At 69.7% G+C, this 19827-nt stretch carries 14 protein-coding genes; 6 read left to right on the top strand and 8 right to left on the bottom strand.

Annotated elements, in window-relative coordinates:
* Window positions 1–172 precede the first annotated feature (172 nt).
* Window positions 173–1084 (top strand): lytic transglycosylase domain-containing protein, encoded by a 912-nt coding sequence (locus VGB24_RS11650; RefSeq protein WP_331073117.1) that lies wholly within the window; start codon window positions 173–175, stop codon window positions 1082–1084.
* 691 nt (window positions 1085–1775) lie between these two features.
* On the opposite strand, the gene VGB24_RS11655 is transcribed toward VGB24_RS11650, so the two are convergent.
* Window positions 1776–2807, bottom strand: a complete 1032-nt coding sequence (locus tag VGB24_RS11655) for a chemotaxis protein CheB (protein WP_331073118.1) — start codon at window positions 2805–2807, stop codon at window positions 1776–1778.
* 245 nt (window positions 2808–3052) lie between these two features.
* Here VGB24_RS11655 and VGB24_RS11660 point away from each other — a divergent pair, with 245 nt between their 5' ends.
* Genes VGB24_RS11660 through VGB24_RS11675 form a run of 4 tightly spaced genes read left to right on the top strand, consistent with a single transcriptional unit; the run spans window position 3053 to window position 9111 of the window.
* Window positions 3053–3649 (top strand): chemotaxis protein CheB, encoded by a 597-nt coding sequence (locus tag VGB24_RS11660; RefSeq protein ID WP_331073119.1) that lies wholly within the window; start codon window positions 3053–3055, stop codon window positions 3647–3649.
* The gene (locus tag VGB24_RS11665) at window positions 3646–5511 is read left to right on the top strand and encodes a CheR family methyltransferase (protein ID WP_331073120.1); all 1866 of its coding nucleotides are present in this window, start codon (window positions 3646–3648) and stop codon (window positions 5509–5511) included. Before VGB24_RS11660 ends, VGB24_RS11665 begins: the two co-directional genes overlap by 4 nt.
* Before the next feature lie 4 nt (window positions 5512–5515).
* The gene (locus tag VGB24_RS11670) at window positions 5516–7789 is read left to right on the top strand and encodes a PAS domain-containing sensor histidine kinase (RefSeq protein WP_331073121.1); all 2274 of its coding nucleotides are present in this window, start codon (window positions 5516–5518) and stop codon (window positions 7787–7789) included.
* Window positions 7789–9111, top strand: coding sequence for a hemolysin family protein (locus tag VGB24_RS11675; RefSeq protein ID WP_331073122.1), 1323 nt, complete (start codon window positions 7789–7791; stop codon window positions 9109–9111). The genes VGB24_RS11670 and VGB24_RS11675 overlap by 1 nt, the downstream gene beginning before the upstream one ends.
* 360 nt (window positions 9112–9471) lie before the next feature.
* On the opposite strand, the gene VGB24_RS11680 is transcribed toward VGB24_RS11675, so the two are convergent.
* The 4 genes from VGB24_RS11680 to VGB24_RS11695 form a co-directional block, all read right to left on the bottom strand.
* Window positions 9472–10113, bottom strand: coding sequence for a hypothetical protein (locus VGB24_RS11680; RefSeq protein ID WP_331073123.1), 642 nt, complete (start codon window positions 10111–10113; stop codon window positions 9472–9474).
* A 466-nt stretch (window positions 10114–10579) separates the two neighbouring features.
* Complete coding sequence (locus VGB24_RS11685; RefSeq protein ID WP_331073124.1) at window positions 10580–12223, bottom strand: alpha-amylase family glycosyl hydrolase; 1644 nt, start codon at window positions 12221–12223, stop codon at window positions 10580–10582.
* Window positions 12220–13194 carry a TIGR03885 family FMN-dependent LLM class oxidoreductase gene (locus tag VGB24_RS11690; protein ID WP_331073125.1) on the bottom strand — a complete coding sequence of 325 codons (975 nt, stop codon included), beginning with the start codon at window positions 13192–13194 and terminating at the stop codon, window positions 12220–12222. Before VGB24_RS11690 ends, VGB24_RS11685 begins: the two co-directional genes overlap by 4 nt.
* Window positions 13194–14072, bottom strand: a complete 879-nt coding sequence (locus VGB24_RS11695) for an SDR family oxidoreductase (protein WP_331073126.1) — start codon at window positions 14070–14072, stop codon at window positions 13194–13196. Before VGB24_RS11695 ends, VGB24_RS11690 begins: the two co-directional genes overlap by 1 nt.
* Window positions 14073–14418: 346 nt before the next feature.
* On the opposite strand from VGB24_RS11695, the gene VGB24_RS11700 reads away from it, so the two are divergent.
* Window positions 14419–16134, top strand: a complete 1716-nt coding sequence (locus VGB24_RS11700) for an AMP-binding protein (RefSeq protein ID WP_331073127.1) — start codon at window positions 14419–14421, stop codon at window positions 16132–16134.
* A gap of 610 nt (window positions 16135–16744) precedes the next feature.
* Here the strand turns inward: VGB24_RS11700 and VGB24_RS11705 are convergent.
* From VGB24_RS11705 to VGB24_RS11715, 3 genes are all read right to left on the bottom strand, one after another.
* Window positions 16745–18241, bottom strand: a complete 1497-nt coding sequence (locus VGB24_RS11705; protein ID WP_331073128.1) for an FAD-dependent monooxygenase — start codon at window positions 18239–18241, stop codon at window positions 16745–16747.
* Between the two features lie 234 nt (window positions 18242–18475).
* Entirely contained in the window at window positions 18476–18973 is a 498-nt protein-coding gene (locus VGB24_RS11710; RefSeq protein ID WP_331073129.1) for a hypothetical protein, read from the bottom strand.
* Window positions 18974–18977: 4 nt separating this feature from the next.
* Entirely contained in the window at window positions 18978–19790 is an 813-nt protein-coding gene (locus tag VGB24_RS11715; protein ID WP_331073130.1) for a DUF429 domain-containing protein, read from the bottom strand.
* Window positions 19791–19827 lie beyond the last annotated feature (37 nt).

Here is a 19827-nt window from a genome sequence, read left to right on the forward strand (position 1 = left end):
CCGCGCGGATTGCTACGCCCTTACAATGCACAAGGTTCCGCGTTCCCGCAACCGTCCCGGGTGGACACAAACGTTTGTCCGGGTGGCACGGACCCTGCACCGATCGAGAGGCCTGCCGGGCGCGCATGAGGGACAGGCCGCCGGGCGAGAACCAGAAGCAGGAGAGCCGCCGATGCACACTTCGAGAAAGCGCCCCACGCCCCCCTGGCAGCGTACCAGCCAGGACCCGGTGCACCCGGTGGGCCGCGCCCGGAGGCGCTTTCCCGCTGCCGAGGCCGCACCCCAGCTTCCCGCACGCTACCGCCGGTCGTTCGACGGCGCCGGCGACCCCCGCATCAACGGCACGAGCACGGACCAGCGCGTAAGCGGCGGCGTGCTCCTTCCGCGCCGCCGCGGGGGCAGCGCCTACGAGCGCGTGCGCGGCAGCAAGGCGGTCAGGTACGGCGTGATGGGGCTGGGCGTGGTGGGCACGGCGACGCCGCTGGCCATCGCCCGCGCCAACGAAATGCGCACCGACCCGTCGCACGAGCGGCAGCTTTCGGTGATCCCGCAGATCGCCGCCCCCAAGGTACTGAACGACGGCGCGGTGGGGCAGGCGTGGCGCGAGGCGCGGCTCGAGGTGGCCGACAAGCAGGTGGGCGCGCGCGACCAGGTGATCGAGCAGAAGCTGGAAGCGTTCAAGTCGTACAACGTCAGCCGCGAGCTCGCGGAAGACATCTACGACATCGCGCTCGAGGAGAACATCGACCCGGACATCGCGTTCGGGCTGGTGCGCACCGAGAGCTCGTTCAAGAACGCGGCGACCAGCCACGTGGGCGCCATCGGCCTCACGCAGCTGATGCCGGCGACGGCGCGCTGGCTGCAGAAGGACGTCACCATCCGCGACCTTCGCGACTCGCGCACCAACCTGCGGATCGGGTTCAAGTACCTGAACGACCTGATCAAGAAGTACGACGGCGACACCAAGCTGGCGCTGCTGGCGTACAACCGCGGCCCCGGCACGGTAGACCGCGTGCTGAAGCGCGGCGGCGACCCCGACAACGGGTACCCGGACATGGTGCTCAAGGGCCAGGGCAGCCACTGAGGCACCCGGCGAACGGACGAGCCGGCCCCCGCGAACGTCGCGGGGGCCGGTTTTTTGTGAACGGAAGTGCGTGAGTGCGGGAGTGCGTTAGTGCGGAGGTCGCGTTTTCCACCGGCAATCGCGCATGTCTTGGGAGCCCCCTCCCCCCGGCCCCCTTCCCCCGCTGCGCAGGGGAGGGGGAGACCTGAATCGCGCCTCGGCTGGCTCTGGAGCACGGGGCGGGGAACACAGGGAGGGGAACCGTGCACTTCGGGCGCCCCGGGCGCATGCCCCTGGCAGCCCTCTCTCCCCGGCCCTCTCCCCCGCAAGCGGGGGAAAGGGAGAATTCGACTGCGCTGCGACTGGCCTCGCGCACCCGTGTGCGCGTGCAGTCCGCGAAGGCGGACTTCGTGACGTTCCAGACGCGGTTTCAACCGCCGAGACCGGGCCGGGTCGGACGCTCCGCCCGTTGCACGCGCACCAAGCCCCGAAGTGTACCCCCTCTCCCACGCTGTTTGTGGGAGAGGGTCGCACGCGTGTCAGCGCGGCGGGGTGAGGGCCCCACGGCAGCCGAGGCCCCGGCTGCCGTGGCCGCTCCCGCGCCCTGGCTGGTACGTGTCCGCGGCTGGATCCTTCGCCCCGCGAGGTATGGTGTGTGGGTAGGTTTCGTGCGCCTGGGGCTCGGGATGACAGGCCGCGGTGCGGTCTTCCTTCAGTCCGACGCGCTGCGCTCGGGCTCCGGCTCCACGAAGGGAATCTCTTCCGGGGCGGTCAGCAGCACGCGGCGGATGAGGTCCGCGCGGACGCGCGTTTCGGTGGTCTGCTCCGAGAACCGCTCCGCCAGCCGGCCCTGTCCCCGCTCGCGCATCCGCTCCGCCATCCGCTCCGTCAGCGCCGCCCGCTCCTCCAGCGCGCGGTAGGCGGCCCACAGCGCCGCGTCCAGCGCGGTGCCTTGGCCGGCCAGCAGGCTTTCGATGGAGTACGCATGCCCCACCCGGCAGCGGAACCGCGGCAGGCCGTCGTCAGCCGTTTCCCAGAGCACCCCGCTGCACTCGGGGCAGGCGAACCCCGACGGCACGCCTGCCCGCTCGGCCTCCATGCTCTCGCGCCGCATCTCCGAGATCCCCACCTCGTCCGCCTGCTTCCGCGCCACGGCGCCCTCCTCCTGGTCCTGTACCGGCTCCCCCACCCGCGCCGCCAGCAGCGCGGCGATCTCCGGCAGCGGCAGCACGTTCTCTACGTCGACGTTGGCGATGGCGCTGGTGGGCATGCCCGGGTACAGCGCGTCGTCGGGGCTCTGCACCACCGTCAGCCCGCCCGCCGACCGGATGGACATCAGCCCCGCCGTGCCGTCGTCCAGGTTGCCGGTGAGCACCACGCCGATCACCCGGGCGCCATACGCGCGCGCCGCGCTGCGGAACAGCGGGTCCACCGCCGGCCGCGCGTTGTTCTCGCGCGGGCCGCGCACCAGCCGCATGTGCCCGCGCTCCACCAGCAGGTGGCGGTCGGGCGGGGCCACGTACACACATCCCGGCACAATGGGCGCGCCGTCTACCGCGTGCTCGGCCCGCAACCCGCCACGCCGCGAGATGATGCGCGGCAGCACGCTGGTGGCGTGCGCGGGAAAGTGCACCACCACGAACACCGCGGCGGCAAGGTCCTTCGGCAGCGCCCCGGCCAGGGTCGCCACCGCCTCCACCCCGCCCGCCGATGCCCCGATCACCACGATGTCGCGTTCAGCCACCCGCTGTTCCCTTTGAAGCGCTTCGTCAGCCACTTACGGGCACCGCGCCCGCTTTTCTCATCCGGAACCGCAAGACCCGTGCGGCGATCCTGACCCCGTGCCGCCAGTTGACAATTGGTACGCCGCGGCGCACCTTGCCATCATACCCGTCCCGGACAGCACGCGCCCGATCGCCCGATCGCGGCGCACTCCGACTCCGCACACTTTCGGTCATTGCGAAGCGTCTCCCCCGCCAGCAGACCTGGATGACCCACCCCTCGCCCCGGGTTCCGGTAGTCGCGCTGGTCGCGTCTATGGGAGGACTGCAGGCGTTCAGCGAGGTGCTGGGCGCGCTGCCGGCGGATTTTCCCGCAGCGGTGCTGGTGCTTCAGCACCTGGAGCCGGCGCGGGCCAGCCAGCTGGCGCACATCCTGGAAGAGCGCACGCCACTGTGCGTTCGCGAGGCTGTCGCCGGCGCCACGCTGGCGGCGGGGCACGTGTACGTGGCCCCGCCCGGGCGCCACCTGGAAATCACCGCCGCCCGGACGCTGGCGCTCAGCGACGCACCGCCGGAGGCTTTTTCGCGTCCCTCCGCCGACGTGCTTCTGCGTTCGCTGGCCACGGCGGGGGAGCCGGTGATCGCGGTGGTGCTCACGGGACGCGGCCAGGACGGGGCCGTCGGCAGCGTGCAGGTTCGTCGCGGCGGCGGCACGGTGCTGGCACAGGACCAGGGTACGTCCGAGGAATACGGCATGCCCGGCGCCGCCTCGCTGGCCGGGGGAGTGGACGAAGTGCTCCCCCTGGCCGAGATCGCCCCGCGCCTGATGGCCCTGCTCCACAACTTGAACCACCCGCACGGATGACGGCCACGGCACCCCCGACGCACCCCGAGTTCGAGGAACTGCTGGTGTTCCTACGGGACATGCGGAGCTTCGACTTTTCCGGTTACAAGCGCACCACGCTGCAGCGGCGCGTAGACAAGCGCATGCAGACGGTGGGGGTGCAGGGCTATCCGGCGTACCGGGATTACCTGGAGGTTCACCCGGGCGAGTTCGAGGCGCTGTTCAACACCATCCTCATCAACGTCACCTCGTTCTTCCGCGACGAGGAGGCGTGGGCCGCGCTTCGCGACGACTTCATTCCCGCGCTGCTGGACCGCAAGCAGGGGGGGCAGCCCATCCGCATCTGGAGCGCGGGGTGCGCCACCGGCCAGGAAACGTACACGCTGGTGATGCTGCTGGCCGAGGCCATGGGCGTCGAGGCCTTCCGCCACCAGGTGAAGGTGTACGCCACCGACCTCGACAACGAGGCGCTGACGGAAGCCCGGCACGCGGCGTACGCCGAAAAGGAGCTGGAAGGGCTTCCCGAGGGGTTCCGCGAAAAGTACTTCGAGCCCACGGCCGGGCGATGGACGTTCCGCAGCGACCTGCGGCGCCAGGTGATCTTCGGGCGGCACGACCTGGCCCAGGACGCGCCCATGTCGCACCTGGACCTGCTGGTGTGCCGCAACGTGCTAATGTACTTCAACTCCGAGGTGCAGGGCCGCATCCTCGCGCGCTTCCACTTCGCCCTGCAGCCCGAGGGGCTGCTGTTCCTGGGCCGGGCGGAGATGATCCGCGCGCACGCCAGCCTGTTCGCGCCGGCCAACCTGGGCGCGCGCATCTTCCGCAGGGCCCCGTCCGGCATCCGCGAGCGGCTGTTCATGCTGGGGCGAGGCGGCGCGGGGCCGCAGCGCACCTCTCCCACGGCGCAGCAGCTGGAGCTGCGCGACGCGGCCCTGGACGCCCTTCCCTCCGCGCAGCTGGTGGTGGGGCCGGGGGGCGACCTGCTGCTGGCCAACGAGGCGGCGCGCAAGCTGTTCGCCCTTGGCGCCGCCGACCTGGGACGTCCGCTGCAGGACCTGCGCGTGTCGTACCGGCCGGTGGAGCTGCGGTCGCGCATCGACCAGGTGCTGGCGGAGCGCCACCCCGTGTACCTGAGCGGCATCGAGCAGCCGGGGCCGGATGGCGAGGTGCGCAGCTTCGACGTGCAGGTGTGCCCGCTGGGCAGCGCCGACGCCGCCCCGCTGGGGGTTTCCGTCTCCTTCATAGACGTCACCCGCCACACGCGCCTGCAGGCCGAGGTGGAGCACGCCAACCAGGCGCTGGAAACGGCGTTCGAGGAGCTGCAGAGCACCAACGAGGAGCTGGAAACGACCAACGAGGAGCTGCAGAGCACCATCGAGGAGCTGGAAACGACCAACGAGGAGCTGCAGAGCACGAACGAAGAGCTGGAGACCATGAACGAGGAGCTCCAGTCCACCAACGAGGAGATGGAAACGCTGAACGACGAGGTGCAGCGCCGCAGCGAGGCGCTGGAGCAGTCGAACGTGTACCTGGCCTCGGTGCTCGCCAGCCTTCGCGCCGGCGTGGTGGTGCTCGACCGCGAGATGCTGGTACGGCTGTGGAACGACCGGATGGCACAGCTGTGGGGGCTGCGGCCCGACGAGGTGCAGGACCAGCCCTTTCTTCACCTGGACATCGGCCTGCCGGTGGAGCGGATGAAGGGCGTCCTGCGCGCCGTGCTGGACGCGCGCTCCGAGGGCGAGACGCTGATGCTGGACGCGGTGAACCGCCGCGGACGCGCCATCACCTGCGAGGTGACCGTCACCCCTCTGACCGCGGCGGGCCAGGAGGTGCGCGGCGCGGTGATCGTGGTGGAAGAGCGCCCCGCGCAGGTCGGCTGAGACGATGGCGCGCCCGGAGGCAGACGACGTGCGGCCGGACGAGTGGGCCGGAAAGCAGGTCCGCGCGTCGCGCCGGATGCTGGACGACCTCCGCGCCCGCGCGTCCGGGGAGGGCGGGGTGCCCGACGCCCTGATGGACGAGGCGCTGGAATCGATGCTCACGCTGATCGAGGAGCTGCACGTCGGCGAAGAAGAGCTCCGCGTGCAGAACGAGCAGCTGATCGCCGCCCAGGGCGACGTCGAGGCCGAGCGCCTGCGCTACCTGGAGCTGTTTCAGCAGGCTCCCGACGCCTACCTGGTCACCACCCCCGAAGGCGCCATCCGCGAGGCCAACTTCGCGGCCTCGGCGCTGCTGAACGTGCCGCCCGCCCGCCTGCAGGGAAAGCCGCTGGGCGTGTTCGTGGTCGTCGAGGCCCGGCGCGACTTCCGCTCACGCCTGCTGCAGGCCGTGCAGCTGGGCCGCGTGGACGACTGGGAGGTGCGCCTGCGCCCCCGGCGCACAGAAGAGGCAGTGGACGTTTCGTGCACCGTCACCGCCGTGCACGACGACAGCGGGAACATCACGGCGCTGCGCTGGATTCTTCGCGACGTCAGCGAGCGCCTGCGGGCGGAGGAAAGCCAGCGGGCCCTGGTCCGCGAAGAGGCCGCGCACGAGGCCGCCGAGCGCGAGCGCGGGTTCCTGGAGGCGGTGATCGGGCAGATGCCCAGCGGCGTGGTGATCGCCGAGGCAACCCAGGGCCGGATCGTCCGCCATAACGCCGCGGCCGAGGCCATCCTGGGCCACCCGCCCACGCACGGGGTGAACCTGGTGGAGTACGCCGAGGGCTACGGCGCGCTGAACGCCCAGGGGCGCCCCGTCTCCACGATCAGCTATCCCCTGGCCCGCTCGCTCCTGGACGGCGAAACGGTGGTGGACGAGGACTTCCGCATTCGCCGCCAGGACGGTGCCGAGGTCGTGCTGCGGTGCAGCTCCGCGCCCGTGCACGGCCCGGGCGGCGAGATCGTGGCGGCCGTCCTCACCTTTACGGATGTCACCGGGGCGCTCAAGGCCGAGGAGACGGACCGCTTTCTGGCCGAGGTGGGCGAGGTGCTGTCGTCGTCGCTGGAGTACCGCGACGTGGTGCAGCAGGTGGCCCGCGTGTGCGCCGGCACCCTGGCCGACTACTGCATCGTCCACGTGCGCGAGGGCGGGAGCTCGGCGCGGGCGCTGGGCGTGGCGCACGCCGACCCCGCGCGCGAAGAGATGGTGCGTGGAATGCTGCGGCACTTTCCGGTAGACCCGGAGTCGCCCACCCATCCCGTGGTGCAGGCGCTGCGCACGGGCCGGCCCGAGCTGGCGGCCGACGTGAACGACGGCCTGCTCGACCGGATGTGCACCGGGCCCGAGCACCGCGAGATGCTGGTCGCGCTCGGCCTGTCGTCGGCCATGGTGGTGCCCATCCGCGCCAAGGGCGAAACGCTGGGCACCATCTCGCTGGCCTGCACCGGCGGCTCCCCGTACGATGTGGGCGACCTGGCCGTGGCGGAGGAGGTGGCCCGGCGCGCGGCGCTGGCGGTGGAGAACGCGCGGCTGTACCAGGAGGCGCGGCAGGCGGTGCGGGCGCGCGAAGAGGTGGTGGCGGTGGTGTCGCACGACCTCCGCAACCCCATCAACGCGGTGATGCTGGCGGCCACGGTGCTCGACGAGTTCGGCAGCGGGCGCCTGGACGAGCGCGACCGGAAGCAGGTGGGCGTCATCCGCCGCTCGGCCGAGCAGATGAACGCCCTGGTGCAGGACCTGGTGGAAGTGGCGGCGTTCGAGAGCGGCGAAATGCCCATGCAGCGGCGCCCCATCGTGCCCGGGGTGCTGACCACCGCCGCCGAAGAGATGTTCGGCCCACTGGCGGGGGAGCGCGGGGTTTCGCTCACCTGCCACACGTCCGACGGCCTCCCCCCCGTGTCGGCGGACTACGGGCGCGTGCTGCAGCTGTTCAGCAACCTGGTGGGCAACGCGCTGAAGTTTACGCCGGCGGGCGGATCGGTGGAGATCGGCGCCGTGCAGGGCGCGGGGGTCGTGCGGTTCTTCGTGCGCGACACGGGCCCGGGGATCGAGCGCGACCACCTGCCGCGGCTGTTCGACCGCTTCTGGCAGGCGCAGCGCGGGCGCGGCGCCGGCGCGGGGCTGGGGCTGGCCATCTCGCGGTCCATCGTCGAGGGCCACGGCGGCCAGGTCTGGGCCGAGAGCGAGCCCGGCCAGGGCAGCACCTTCCATTTCACCATCCCCTTGGCTTCCACCTGATGGGTATCGGCACCGAGATCGGCTTCGTCCTGCTGCTGCTGGTGGCCAACGGCGTGTTCGCCATGAGCGAGATCGCCGTGGTTTCCGCGCGCAAGACGCGGCTTCAGCAGCGCGCCGAAAAGGGCGACGCGGCGGCGCGGCGCGCGCTGGAGCTGGCCGAAACCCCGGAGCGCTTCCTGGCGACGGTGCAGGTGGGCATCACCCTGGTCGGCACGCTGGCGGGTGCCTTCGGCGGCGCGCGCATCGCCGAGCCGCTGGCCGAGACGCTCAAGGGCTATCCCACGTTCGCGCCGTACGCCCAGGGGCTGGCCATCACCCTCGTCGTGCTGGGCATCACCTACTTTTCGCTGATCATCGGCGAGCTGGTGCCCAAGCAGATCGGCCTGAACCATCCCGAGCGCATCGCCGCGATGGTGGCCGGGCCCATGAACGTGCTGTCGCGCATCGCCTCGCCGCTGGTATGGGTGCTCACCGGGTCCACCGGCCTGGTGATGCGCATGCTGCGGCTGAAGGAATCCGACGAGCCGCCGGTGACCGAGGCCGAGATCAACGTGCTGCTGGAGCAGGGCACGCAGGCGGGGGTGTTCGACGAAGAAGAGCAGGACTTGGTGGAGCGTGTGTTCTGGCTGGGCGACCAGCGCGTGGTGAACCTGATGACCCCGCGCCACCGGGTGAAGTGGCTGGACGTGAACGACACGCCGGAGGCAAACCGCGCCCGCATGGTGGCGCACCCGCTCACGCGCTACGTGCTCTGCGACGGGGAGCTGGACCGCGTGCTGGGGATCGTCGAGGCCAAGGACCTGTGGGCGGCCGGGCTTTCGGGCCAGCCGGTGGACGACCTTCGCGCCTACCTCAAGCAGCCGCTGTTCGTCCCCGAGAGCACGCGCGCGCTCCGCGTGCTGGAGCTGTTCCGTGAGTCGGGCGTGCACCTGGCCGTGGTGGTGAACGAGTACGGCGGCACGGAGGGGCTGGTGACGCTGAACAACGTGCTCGAGGAGATCACGGGCGACATGGCGGGGAGCGCGGCCATGCCGGCCATCGTGCGGCGCGACGACGGGTCGGTGCTGGTGGATGCGTCGCTTTCCATCGACGAGTTCCGCGAGGCCATGGACCTGCCCGAGCGCCGGGACGACGACCGCGAGTACCGCACGGTCGGCGGCTTCATCTTCACCACGCTGGGCCACGTTCCCCGCCCGGGCGACCACTTCACGAGCGAGGGCCACCGCATGGAGGTGGTGGACATGGACGGCAACCGCATCGACAAGGTGCTCGTCATCCCGCCGCCGCGCTCGCGCCACGAGAAGGAATCCGCGGACGAGTAAGTCTTGGCGAGCGGGCGGGCGGACGGCGGGACGCGTTCGGAGCGAAGCCGGCGGGGATCTCTCGCCACGGCTCCGCGGGGTGGCTGGTGTGTTCCGGAAGGGGGCATGGCGCTGGCGTCGTCGCGCCCCATGTGCCCGACCGACGAGACGAACCTCCGCATCGCCATCGCGCGAGCGAGAGTGCGCGAGCTGCAGCGGCGCATCGAGGAGTTGCGGCAGCAAGCCCGCGAGCACTTTCGGCCGGACGCACCACGCCCGCCCGCGCGTCCCCCCTACCCGCTCCCGCCGCCCGACACAACGGCTACAGTAGCGGATGAGACACACCACGGTTGTAGCTGACGGTTCTCGCCCCAGCCCCAATCAGGGTTGCGCCGGTACGGAGGCAGGTGTCAGCAACACCCACTCCTCGGCGAGCGCTCGCAACTCCACAAACTGCAAGTCGTCTACATCCAGCAGCAGTTCCTCGCAGATGTCGGGGAGATCGGCGGTAAATTCCTCGTAGCGGTTGGCAATCGTCGCGGTTGAGAGCAGGAGTTCGTTGCCGGCCAGTGCGGTGATCAGCCAGTTTCTCACCGCTCGGATCGCTTTCTGTGGGCTCCCCTCGTGAGCCTTGATGTCCTGCCCGGAGATGTCGGAGCAAAATTTCTGGTAGCGGTATCGCTCACGGTCCAGAATCAGGGCGCGCTTTTTCTTCTGTTGCCCTGCCCCGAACTCCCGGGCGCCCAGGAAGAGCCCCAGTTCGAAGGGCATGTTGAACCGGGGCAACCCCGTCGCGATGTCGAGTTCCGTTCGCGAAATGTCGTGGATCCCGTGCTGCGAATCGCGAATGATGCGCTGGATCTTAGCGATACGCACCTCGCCGCCGTCATCCGCTTCGAGGGCGCACCGCGCGATGAATCCGCAGTCGTGCACCGCGAACGTGAGCGCACGGAAAAGAGGTTGGTAGTCACGGTCGAACGGGCAGTTGATGAAGATGCTCCGCTCGTACGAGTGCTCTGACATGACAGATCACGAAGCTGCCACGTCACGGGAGCTGCCCCGCTTCTCATCCGCAGAAGCCGCCCCCCTGCGCTTCCGCTTCCGCTGCCTCTTTGCGATGAGCGCGGCCTCTTTCGCAGCACGTATGCGGGTGATCGCGGCTCGTGCCTCGTCTCGATCGACACGGCCAGTTTCTTCCCCCTTCAACACCGTCCGAAGCTGCGGCTTCTTCTGCATCGTTTCACCTCCTGAAGTGGACATGCCGGTCTAATGTATGTGCCTTCGCGGGAGTGTGAAGGGGTCGAAAAAGAGCGTAGATCTGCCTCCTGCGGCGTGAAAGGACGAGGAGAAGTAAGGAAGCTTGGGAAGATCAGGTTGTCCGCAGGCGATCGCGTGCCGGGGGAGAGCCTCGCGATGGCGGGAGCCGCATGGAAACAGGAAACGGCCCAGTTGTCACGCGTGACGACCGGGCTGTTTCCGTCAGGGGCACCTACGTCAACCGCACGATTACGCCATCGTCGCCGCGGAGGTGGAGGGTGCGGTCGACCGGTTGCCCTTCGCTTCCCGGCAGCGTCCCCAGCTCCACCGTTCCCGGTCCCCCGACGCGCAGCGACGCCGGCTCGGGGCCCAGGTTCAGCGCGACCAGGAAGCGCGTGCCGCCGTGCGAACGGGTAAAGGCGAGCACGCTCCCCTCCGCCGCCACCGGCGCCCAGTCGCCGACGGACAGCGCGGGCTCGCGTCGGCGCAGCGCCAGGAGGGCGCGGTGAAGGGTCAGCATGGAGGCGGGGTCGCGTTCCTGCGCGCGCACGTTCACGCGCGAGCAGTCGGATGAGATGGGGAGCCACGGCTCTACCTCGGAAAAGCCCGCGTTGCGCGAACCGTCCCACTGCATGGGCGTGCGGACGGGGTCGCGCCCCAGGCCACGGCCGGGGAGGTTCTTCTCCCACGGGTCCTGCACGCGCTCGGGTGTGATGTCGACGTTCCGCATCCCCAGCTCGTCGCCGTAGTAGATGGTCGGCGTGCCGCGCAGGGTGAGCAGCAGCATGGCCGCCACGCGCGCCTGCGCCGGGCCTACGCGGGTGGCCACGCGGGCGCGGTCGTGGTTGCCCAGCACCCAGTTGGGCCACGCGCCGGGGGGTAGCAGCGATTCGTACCGCCGGATCGCCCCGTCGATCACCCGCGCGTCCCAGGGCAGCTTGATCAGCTGGAAGTTGTAGGGAAAGTGCACCCCGCGCCCGTCGCGGCCGTAGTAGGTGACGATCCGCTCCACCTCGTTGTAGATCTCGCCGATCATCACGCGGTCGCCGCCGTATCCATCCACCACGGCGCGCATCCGCTCGATCACGTCGTGGATTTCCGGCTGGTCCGACGAGTGCTCGTGCAGCAGCGCATCGTACGGGTCGTCGGTGCCCTCCACGTACGCGGGATTGGGTGGATCGTCGCGGAACAGGGGGTCCTTGATCACCTTCTGCACGGCATCCACCCGCAGGCCGTCGGCGCCGCGGTCCAGCCAGAAGCGCACGACGTGGTGCATCGCGCGCTCCACGGCCGGGCTGCGCCAGTTGAGGTCCGGCTGCTCGCGCAGAAAGGTGTGCAGGTAGTACTGCCGCGTGTGCGAATCCCACTCCCACGCGCTGCCGCCGAACGCGCTTCGCCAGTTGTTGGGCGGGCCGCCGCCGGGCGCGGGGTCTCGCCAGATGTACCAGTCGCGGCGCGGCGCCTCGCGCGACAGCCGCGACTCCAGGAACCAGGGGTGGCGGTTGGAGGTGTGGTTGGGGATGAAGTCCAGGATCACCCGGATTCCGCGCGCGTGCGCCTCGCGGACCACCGCGTCGAAGTCGACGACGCTGCCGAACACCTTGTCGACCGCCTCGTGGTCGGTGACGTCGTAGCCGAAGTCGCGCATGGGCGAGGGGTAGAACGGGCTGATCCACACCGCGTCGGCACCCAGCCACTTCAGGTAGTCCAGCCGCCGCAGGATGCCCGGGAGGTCGCCCACCCCGTCGCCGTTGCTGTCCTGGAACGAGCGCGGATAGATCTGGTAGATCACTCCGCGCTGCCACCAGCGCGGCTCGCTCCCGTTCCCGCCCGCGACCAGCGGCGCCGCCGCGGCCCCCTCCCGCCCGTCGCTCATCCCGTCTTCGCCAGCTGCGGCAGCACGCGCTCGCCGAACACCTCGATGAAGCGCTCCTGCTGCTCGCGGTGCACGCAGTGGAGGTTGATCTCCTCGAACCCCATCTCCACGTCTTCCGCCAGCCAGGCCAGGTGCTGCTCCACGTCGGCGGAGACGCGCATCTTTTCCTTCATGTCCTCGGGGCGCACGCTTTCGCCCGCGGCGTCGAACTGCGCGGGAAGCCGCAGGTCGGAAAGCACGGGGCTGGGCAGCTTTACCGTCTTCCACTGCTCCCACGCGCCACGGGTCGCCTCTTCCTCCGTCCGCGCGAACGACAGCTGCGCCTGCAGGAAGATGGGCTTGCCCTCGCCGCCCCCGCGGCGGAACGCGTCGATCATCTTCTGCATCGATTCGCGCGGGCCGACGACGGTCACCAGCCCGTCGGCCCAGCCGCCCATCCACTCCGCCGTCTCGGGCGAGAGCGCCGGGCCGATGATCTTCGGCGGCTCCGCGGGTCGCGAGTACAGCTTGGCCTCTTCCACGACGACGAGCCCGCGGTGCGTCACCGTCTCCCCCGCCCACAATGCGCGGACGATGTCGATCGCTTCCCGCAGCCGCGCGTTGCGCTCGGCCTTGGGGGGCCAGCGCTCGCCCACGATCCCCTCGTTCAACTGCTCGCCGCTGCCGGGGGCGATCCAGAACCGGCCGGGGAACATCTCCGCCAGCGTGGCCGAGGCCTGCGCGATGATCGCGGGGTTGTACCGCCATCCCCCCGGCACGGTGACCACGCCGAACGAGAGCGACGAGGCCTGCAGCGCCGCGCCCAGCCAGCTCCATGCGAACCCGCTGTGCCCCTGGCCCTCGCCCCAGGGGTGAAAGTGGTCCGACGACATGCCGCTCTGGAAGCCGGCCTGCTCCGCCTGCTGAACGTACTTCAGCAGGCGGCTGGGCGCGTACTGCTCGTGGCTGGCGTGGTAGCCGATGCGGGCCATCAGCGCGTGCTCGTCTTGCCGGTGATGGCGATTACCTCGCCCGAGATGTAGCGCGCGTCCGACGAGGCCAGGTACACGTACGCCGTGGCGATCTCCACCGGCTGCGCGGGGCGCTTCCACATGGTGTCCTCCCCGAACTTCGCCACGTGCTCCGGCTCCAGGGTGGCCGGGATCAGCGGCGTCCACACGGGGCCGGGCGCCACGCAGTTCACGCGGATGCCGTCGTCGGAGATGGCCTGCGCCAGCGTCTTGGTGAAGGTGTGGATGGCGCCCTTGGTAGCCGAGTAGTCGATGAGCCCGACGTTGCCCTCCATGGCCGTGATCGACCCGGTGTTGATGATGCAGGCCCCCGCCTTCATGTGCTTCAGCGCGGCCTGGGCCATGTAGATGTAGCCGAAGATGTTGGTGCGGAAGGTACGGTCCAGCTGCTCTTCGGTGATTTCGTGGATGGACGGCTGCTCCATCTGGTACGCGGCGTTGTTCACCAGCACGTCGAGCCGGCCGAACTCCTTGGCCGCGGCCTGCACGAAGTCGAAGCACGCCTGTCGTTCGCGCACGTCCATCCGCTGGACCAGGCAGCGCCGGCCCGCGGCCTCTACCTGCCGCTTCGTCTCCTGCGCGTCCTCGTCTTCGTCCTCGCTCAGGTAGCTGATGGCGACGTCGGCGCCTTCCTTGGCGAACGCGATGGCTACGGCCCGCCCGATGCCGCTGTCGCCGCCGGTGATCACGGCGGCCAGCCCTTCGAGCTTTCCGCAGCCGGTGTAGCTCTCTTCCCCGTGGTCGGCGGCCGGCTTCATGTCCTGGTCGGTGCCGGGGTACGGCTGGTCGGTGTCCTTCTTCGACACCTTGGGCCCGGACATCGGATCGCGGTCCAGCATGGTTCGTAACTCCCGCTCGGAGTGCGTGTTGGCGAAATTCGGGAGCGGGACCGTTTGCAGGGACCGTACCCGGACGAGCGCAGAGAAAAAACGTTTCACGCAGAGGACGCAGAGAAAACGGAGAGGACGCAGGGGGCCCGTGGCTGTCCTCTGCGTCCTCTCTTTTCCCCTCCGCGTCCTCTGCGTGAAACTGCTGTTCAGAGACCCGTCGCGCGCTCCGTCCTGAGTAGGTGCTCATTTGCGAACGTACGTCCGTCTGGCGCCAGCAGTGGGTTTGGTGTAAGCTAGGAGGGATTGGCCCCCAGCCACCCGGGGCAGCAGCCTTCTCACCCCTCAGGAGGCAGGAATGAGCGACCGTCCGTGGGTTTCGCACTACGCGCCCGGCTCCACGCCCGACATCGGCCCCATCCCGTACAAGCACCTGCCCGACATGGTGCGGCAGCAGTCCGCCCGCTACGCCGCCACGCCCGCGTTCACGCAGGTGATGCCCAACGGCATGGCGGGCGTGCTTACGTACGAGCAGACGGAGCGCTTTTCCGACGAGTTCGCGGCCTACCTGCGCGAAACGCTGAAGCTGAAGGCGGGCGACCGGGTGGCCATCCAGATGCCCAACTCGCTGGCCTACCCCGTGGTGCTGTTCGGCGTGCTCAAGGCCGGGTGCGTGGCGGTGAACACCAACCCGCTGTACACGCCGCCGGAGATGGTGCACCAGTTCAGCGACTCGGGGGCCCGGGTGCTGGTGATCAGTGACCTGTTCGCCGACCGCCTTCCCCCCGTGCTGCCGAAGACGAAGGTGGAAACGGTGGTCACCGTGCGCATCACCGAGTGGTTCTCGGCGCTGCAGGGCACGCTGATCCGCGCGGTGCTCAAGTACGCCAAGAAGCAGCTTCCGCCCACGACGGTCCCGCACACCACCTTCCAGGCGGCGCTCAAGGCGGGCCGGGCGGCGCTGGCGTCGGGGACGGACACGCGGAAGTACCTGGACGGGGTGAACCTGGATGACCTGGCGGCGCTGCAGTACACGGGCGGCACCACGGGCGTCTCGAAGGGGGCCATGCTTTCGCACCGCAACCTGCTTGCGAACACGGCCCAGATGATCGAGATGAACGCCGAGTACCTGAAGGCGGGGACGGAATCCATCCTGACGGCGCTTCCGCTGTACCACATCTTCGCGTTCACCGTCAACCTGCTGCTCTTCTACCAGATCGGCGGGCACAACGTGCTGATCCCCAGCCCGCGGCCGCCCTCCAACCTCCAGAAGCCGCTGGCGAAGTACAAGATCTCGTGGTTCTCGGGGGTGAACACGCTGTTCAACGCCCTGGCCAACGAGGAGTGGTTCCGGCAGAGCCCGCCCAAGCTCAAGCTGTCCGTGGCCGGCGGGATGGCGCTTCACGGATCGGTCGCGAAGCGCTGGCAGGAGGTCGTCGGCACGCCCGTGGTAGAGGGCTACGGCCTGACCGAGGCGTCGCCGGTGGTCAGCTTCAACCCCGTGCACAAGGTCAAGGAAGGAACGATCGGCATTCCGCTTCCCTCCACCTGGGTGCGCTGCGTGGACGAGTCGGGCGTGGACGTGCCGCTGGGGCAGCCGGGCGAGCTGATCTGCAAGGGCGACCAGGTGATGCTGGGCTACTGGCAGCGGCCGGAAGAAACGGCCAAGGTGCTGCGCGACGGATGGCTGTTCACGGGCGACGTGGCGCTGATGGACGAGGACGGGTACTTCAAGATCGTCGACCGCAAGAAGGACATGATCCTGGTCAGCGGCTTCAACGTGTATCCCAACGAGGTGGAAGAGGTGGCGGCCGGGCACCCGGGCGTGCTGGAGGTGGCGGTGATCGGCGTGCCCGACGAGCACTCGGGCGAGGCGGTCAAGGCCTTCGTGGTCAAGAAGGACGCGGCGTTGACCGAGGAGGCGCTGATCAAGCACTGCCGCGAGTCGCTGGCGGCGTACAAGGTGCCGCGCCAGGTGGAGTTCCGCAGCGAGCTGCCCAAGAGCCCCATCGGCAAGATCATCCGCAAGGACCTGCGCGCCCCTGGTGCGGCGCCCACGGCGGCGAAGATCTAGCTTCGGCCCGCTCTACACCGAAACCGCGCCGGGACGAGGCATCGTCCCGGCGCGGTTTCTATCGTTCACAGCCACAGCCTGTCATCCTGAGGCCCAGGCGCACCGTACTGGCCCGTACCTCATTCTACGCGTACCTCATTCTACGCGGGCCGAAGGATCTCGCCGCGGACACGTACAAACTGGGGCGCGGCAGCGGTCGCCGAATCCGAGGCCTCGGCTGCCGTGGGGCCCTCACCCGTCCTCGCTTAGGCTCGTCCACCCTCTCCCACAAACAGCGTGGGAGAGGGGGTACACTTCGGTCCGTTGTGCGACCAGGCAGGCCCGGTGCTCGGGCCGGCGCCCCCCACCCCCAGCCCTTCCCCCGCAAACTGCGCGGGGGAAGGGAGCCAGTTCGATGCACCAGGCCAGCGGTGTCGCATCGAATTCTCCTCTCCCCCATGGGGTTTATGGGGGAGAGGCCGGGAGAGGGGGGCGGCCGCGGCATGCGCTAGAGTCAGCCGGAGCGCGTTTCAGGTCTCCCCCTCCCCTGCGCAGCGGGGGATGAGGGCCGGGGGGAGGGGGCTCCCAAGGCATGCGCCCAAGCCCGTCGAACCTCGTCGAGACCGGTGCGCTACGCCGCGGGCAGTCCGAACCAGGTCGTCAGCGCCTCGGCGAGCCCCGCCTGGGTCCGGTCTCCCGTCCATGCCACGTATCCGTCAGGCCGGATCAATACCGCGGCGGGTGCCGTGACCGCCCCGATCGCCGGAAGCTCCCACGGGCCATCGTACCGGGCGTCGATCGATTGGACGTGATCCGCCCACGGGGTGATGTCCAATCCGCCGGGCTCACCCAGATTGAGGAGCACCGGCCGGGCACGGTGCAGCAGCGCGAAGACTCGAACCGGGCCGTCGGCGGTGGCCAGGTCCAGGTCGGGCATTCGCCGGCCGAGCAGCGGGTGTCCATCGCCAAGGTCGTAGCGGATGCCCAGCCCGGACATCTCCGCGGCGAGCCGGCGGCGCGGCTCGTCCATGGCAAGGAGCTCGGCCATGGCCTCGCGCGCGGCTTTGCTGCGGTCGTCCGGGCGGAGCAGCGCCACCTGCGCCATCGTGTTGCGCAGCACGCGGGCGGCGACCGGGTGCCGCTCGGCATGGTAGGTATCCAGGAGGCTTTCCGGCGAGGTCCGCTTGACCACCTGGGCCAGCTTCCATCCCAGGTTCACCGCATCCTGCACACCGGTGTTGAGGCCCTGCCCACCCACCGGGCTATGCACGTGCGCGGCGTCGCCCGCCAGCAGCACCCGCCGGTCGCGGTAGGTGGCCGCCTGCCGGGCCATGTCGGTGAACCTGGAGATCCAGGTGGGGCTGTGGACGCCGTAGTCCGTCCCATAGACGCCGATCAGCGCCTCGCGAATGTCGCGCAGCGTGGGTTCGCCGCTCGCCCCGGGCTGCCGTTCGGTCAGCATGACACTGACCGTTCCGCCGGCACCGTAGACTACCTCGCCGTCCCGGATCTCATACTCCACCTTTCCCAAGGCGTGGACGCCGAGCGCGTCGTGGCGGATACCGAGCTCGGGCTCCTGCGCCATCTGGACCTGGGCGATCAGGGCGCTGGTCGTCGCCTCCCACCCGGGGAAGTCGATTCCCGCCGCCTTCCGGACCACGCTGCGTCCTCCATCGCACCCGACGAGGTATTCCGCCCGCATCGACCGGCCGTCGGCCAGCTCCACGTCCACGCCGGTGTCGTCCTGCGTGAAGCCCACCACCTCACATCCGCGGTGGACCGGCACCTTCAACTCGTGGACCCAGCCGGCCAGGATGCGCTCGATGTGGTTCTGCCACAGCCCGAGGCCGTAGTTGTGGCGAGTGGGGAAGTCGCTGATGTCCAGCCGGATCTGGGCGAACCCCGCGACCTGGGCCTTTTGCCCCTCCGCCAGGAAGCGTTCGGCGATTCCACGTTGATCCAGGACTTCGAGGGTGCGTGCGTGCAGGCCGCCCGCGCGCGAGCCGGCGAGCTCCTGGCTGGCGCGCCGCTCGACGATGGCAACGTCGACGCCCGCCAACGCCAGCTCCCCAGCCAGCATCAGCCCCGTCGGGCCGCCTCCCGCGATCACCACGGCGTGGTGTGTCATCTTCGCGCCTCCCATTCACAGGTGTCAGCCTTGGCCGAGGACATTTCGGCCCGGCAATCCTGCGGCCTTCCCCGGGGCTGGCCGCAAGTCCCAGGGCGTGCTATATGTTGATCGTGGCGAGGAGAGGAGATTCCCCTGTCACCATGTCCAGCACCGTGCGGAACAAAACAGGGCGCAGGGGAGACCATCCCCCGCGCCCTTTGCGCGTTCGCCAGCGGGAACGCCGCCGGGCGCCTACCGCGTCGCGTTCTGCCGGACGTAGCGAAAACGCATTGTACGGCGAGGCTCGGTGAGCACTTCGAACTCCACGCGCAACTCGTCTCCCTTGAGCACGCCCCTTTGCCTCGCCCGGGACTCGAGGCCCCTCTCCACGAGCACGACCGTATCGCCATGTGCGCCGTGCAGGCGAAACGTGCCACCGTAGCTGCGCGCGTCCGTGCTGTCGGGGCGGGGCTGGCCCTCGCACCGCACGTAGGATTCGAACTCGCCCTCGAATTCGCCCTCCGCCCGTAGAACGAGTACATCGCGGATCAGCGTCATGTCGCACGTATCACGAGGTTCGGACAGGCGCATCGTGTGCGGAAGCCGTTTCCCGTCCCGTTCCACCAGCACGTACTCGCCCGCCACGTTCGACGGTGTTCGCACCCGTGGCGCGGAGCCCTGGCATGCCACCAGGACACACAGGCTGGCGGCCGCGGCGATGCGGCCCTTCGCGCTATTTCGGATCCACATCAGATCACCCAAGCGCGGCGGGTGGGCGGTAGATCCAGCCCTCCGTCTCGATGGTCTGGCGCGGGACGCGGTCCAGGCGGAACGGCTGGTCCAGGTCGTCGCGGCACAGCCAGGCCACCACGCACGCCAGGCACGCGTCGCGCGCGTCCTCCAGCGTGCAGGCGATGGCTTCCAGCGACGGGTGGTCGAACGAAAAGAACGGGCGGAACGCCGCGGGCCGCGCCCGCACCTCTCCCGGGCGGAACGGCACCTTCGACCCCTTGATCCCCAGGTCCTTCACCGCGCCCGCCGGATAGACCTCGATCACCACCGTCCCAGCGTCCGCCCGCGGCGCCACCGGCAGGATGGAGACCTCCGCCGCGTCGCGCAGTTCCCACAGCACGCGGATGCCCTCAAGCGTCTGCCGGTACAGGCGCAGGTCCAGCGGCGCCATCGCCCCGTTGGTGTCCGTCGCGCGCGGAGCCTTGTGGAAGGCGGGCAACCCCTCACGGATCTCTTCCGGCGGCCGGTCCGCCACCCACGACGCCACCCCGCGCCAGGTCCGCTCGCGCAGCCCCTCGATGGCGTTCATCACCGCCACCGGCAGCCCGAACGGAAAGTCGGCTCCCCACAGGATTCCGTCCTCCGCGCCCGCGTCGGCGTGCTTGCGCCATCCATCCGCCACGAACGACACCAGGTCTGCGCGAAAGGGCTGCGGGCAGAGCGATACGATGCACAGCTTGCCGTCGCGCTCCTCGCCGACGGCCGTCCACAGCGTGGAGAGCGGCTCCTTGGCGCCGGAAAAATCAACACCGCCGAAGTAGCGGAACCGGCTCACGCGCGCGCTCCGCGCCGGGCGTGGGCGGCGGACATCG

Origin of the sequence: Longimicrobium sp. (assembly GCF_036399935.1) — a bacterium.
Classification (GTDB): domain Bacteria; phylum Gemmatimonadota; class Gemmatimonadetes; order Longimicrobiales; family Longimicrobiaceae; genus Longimicrobium.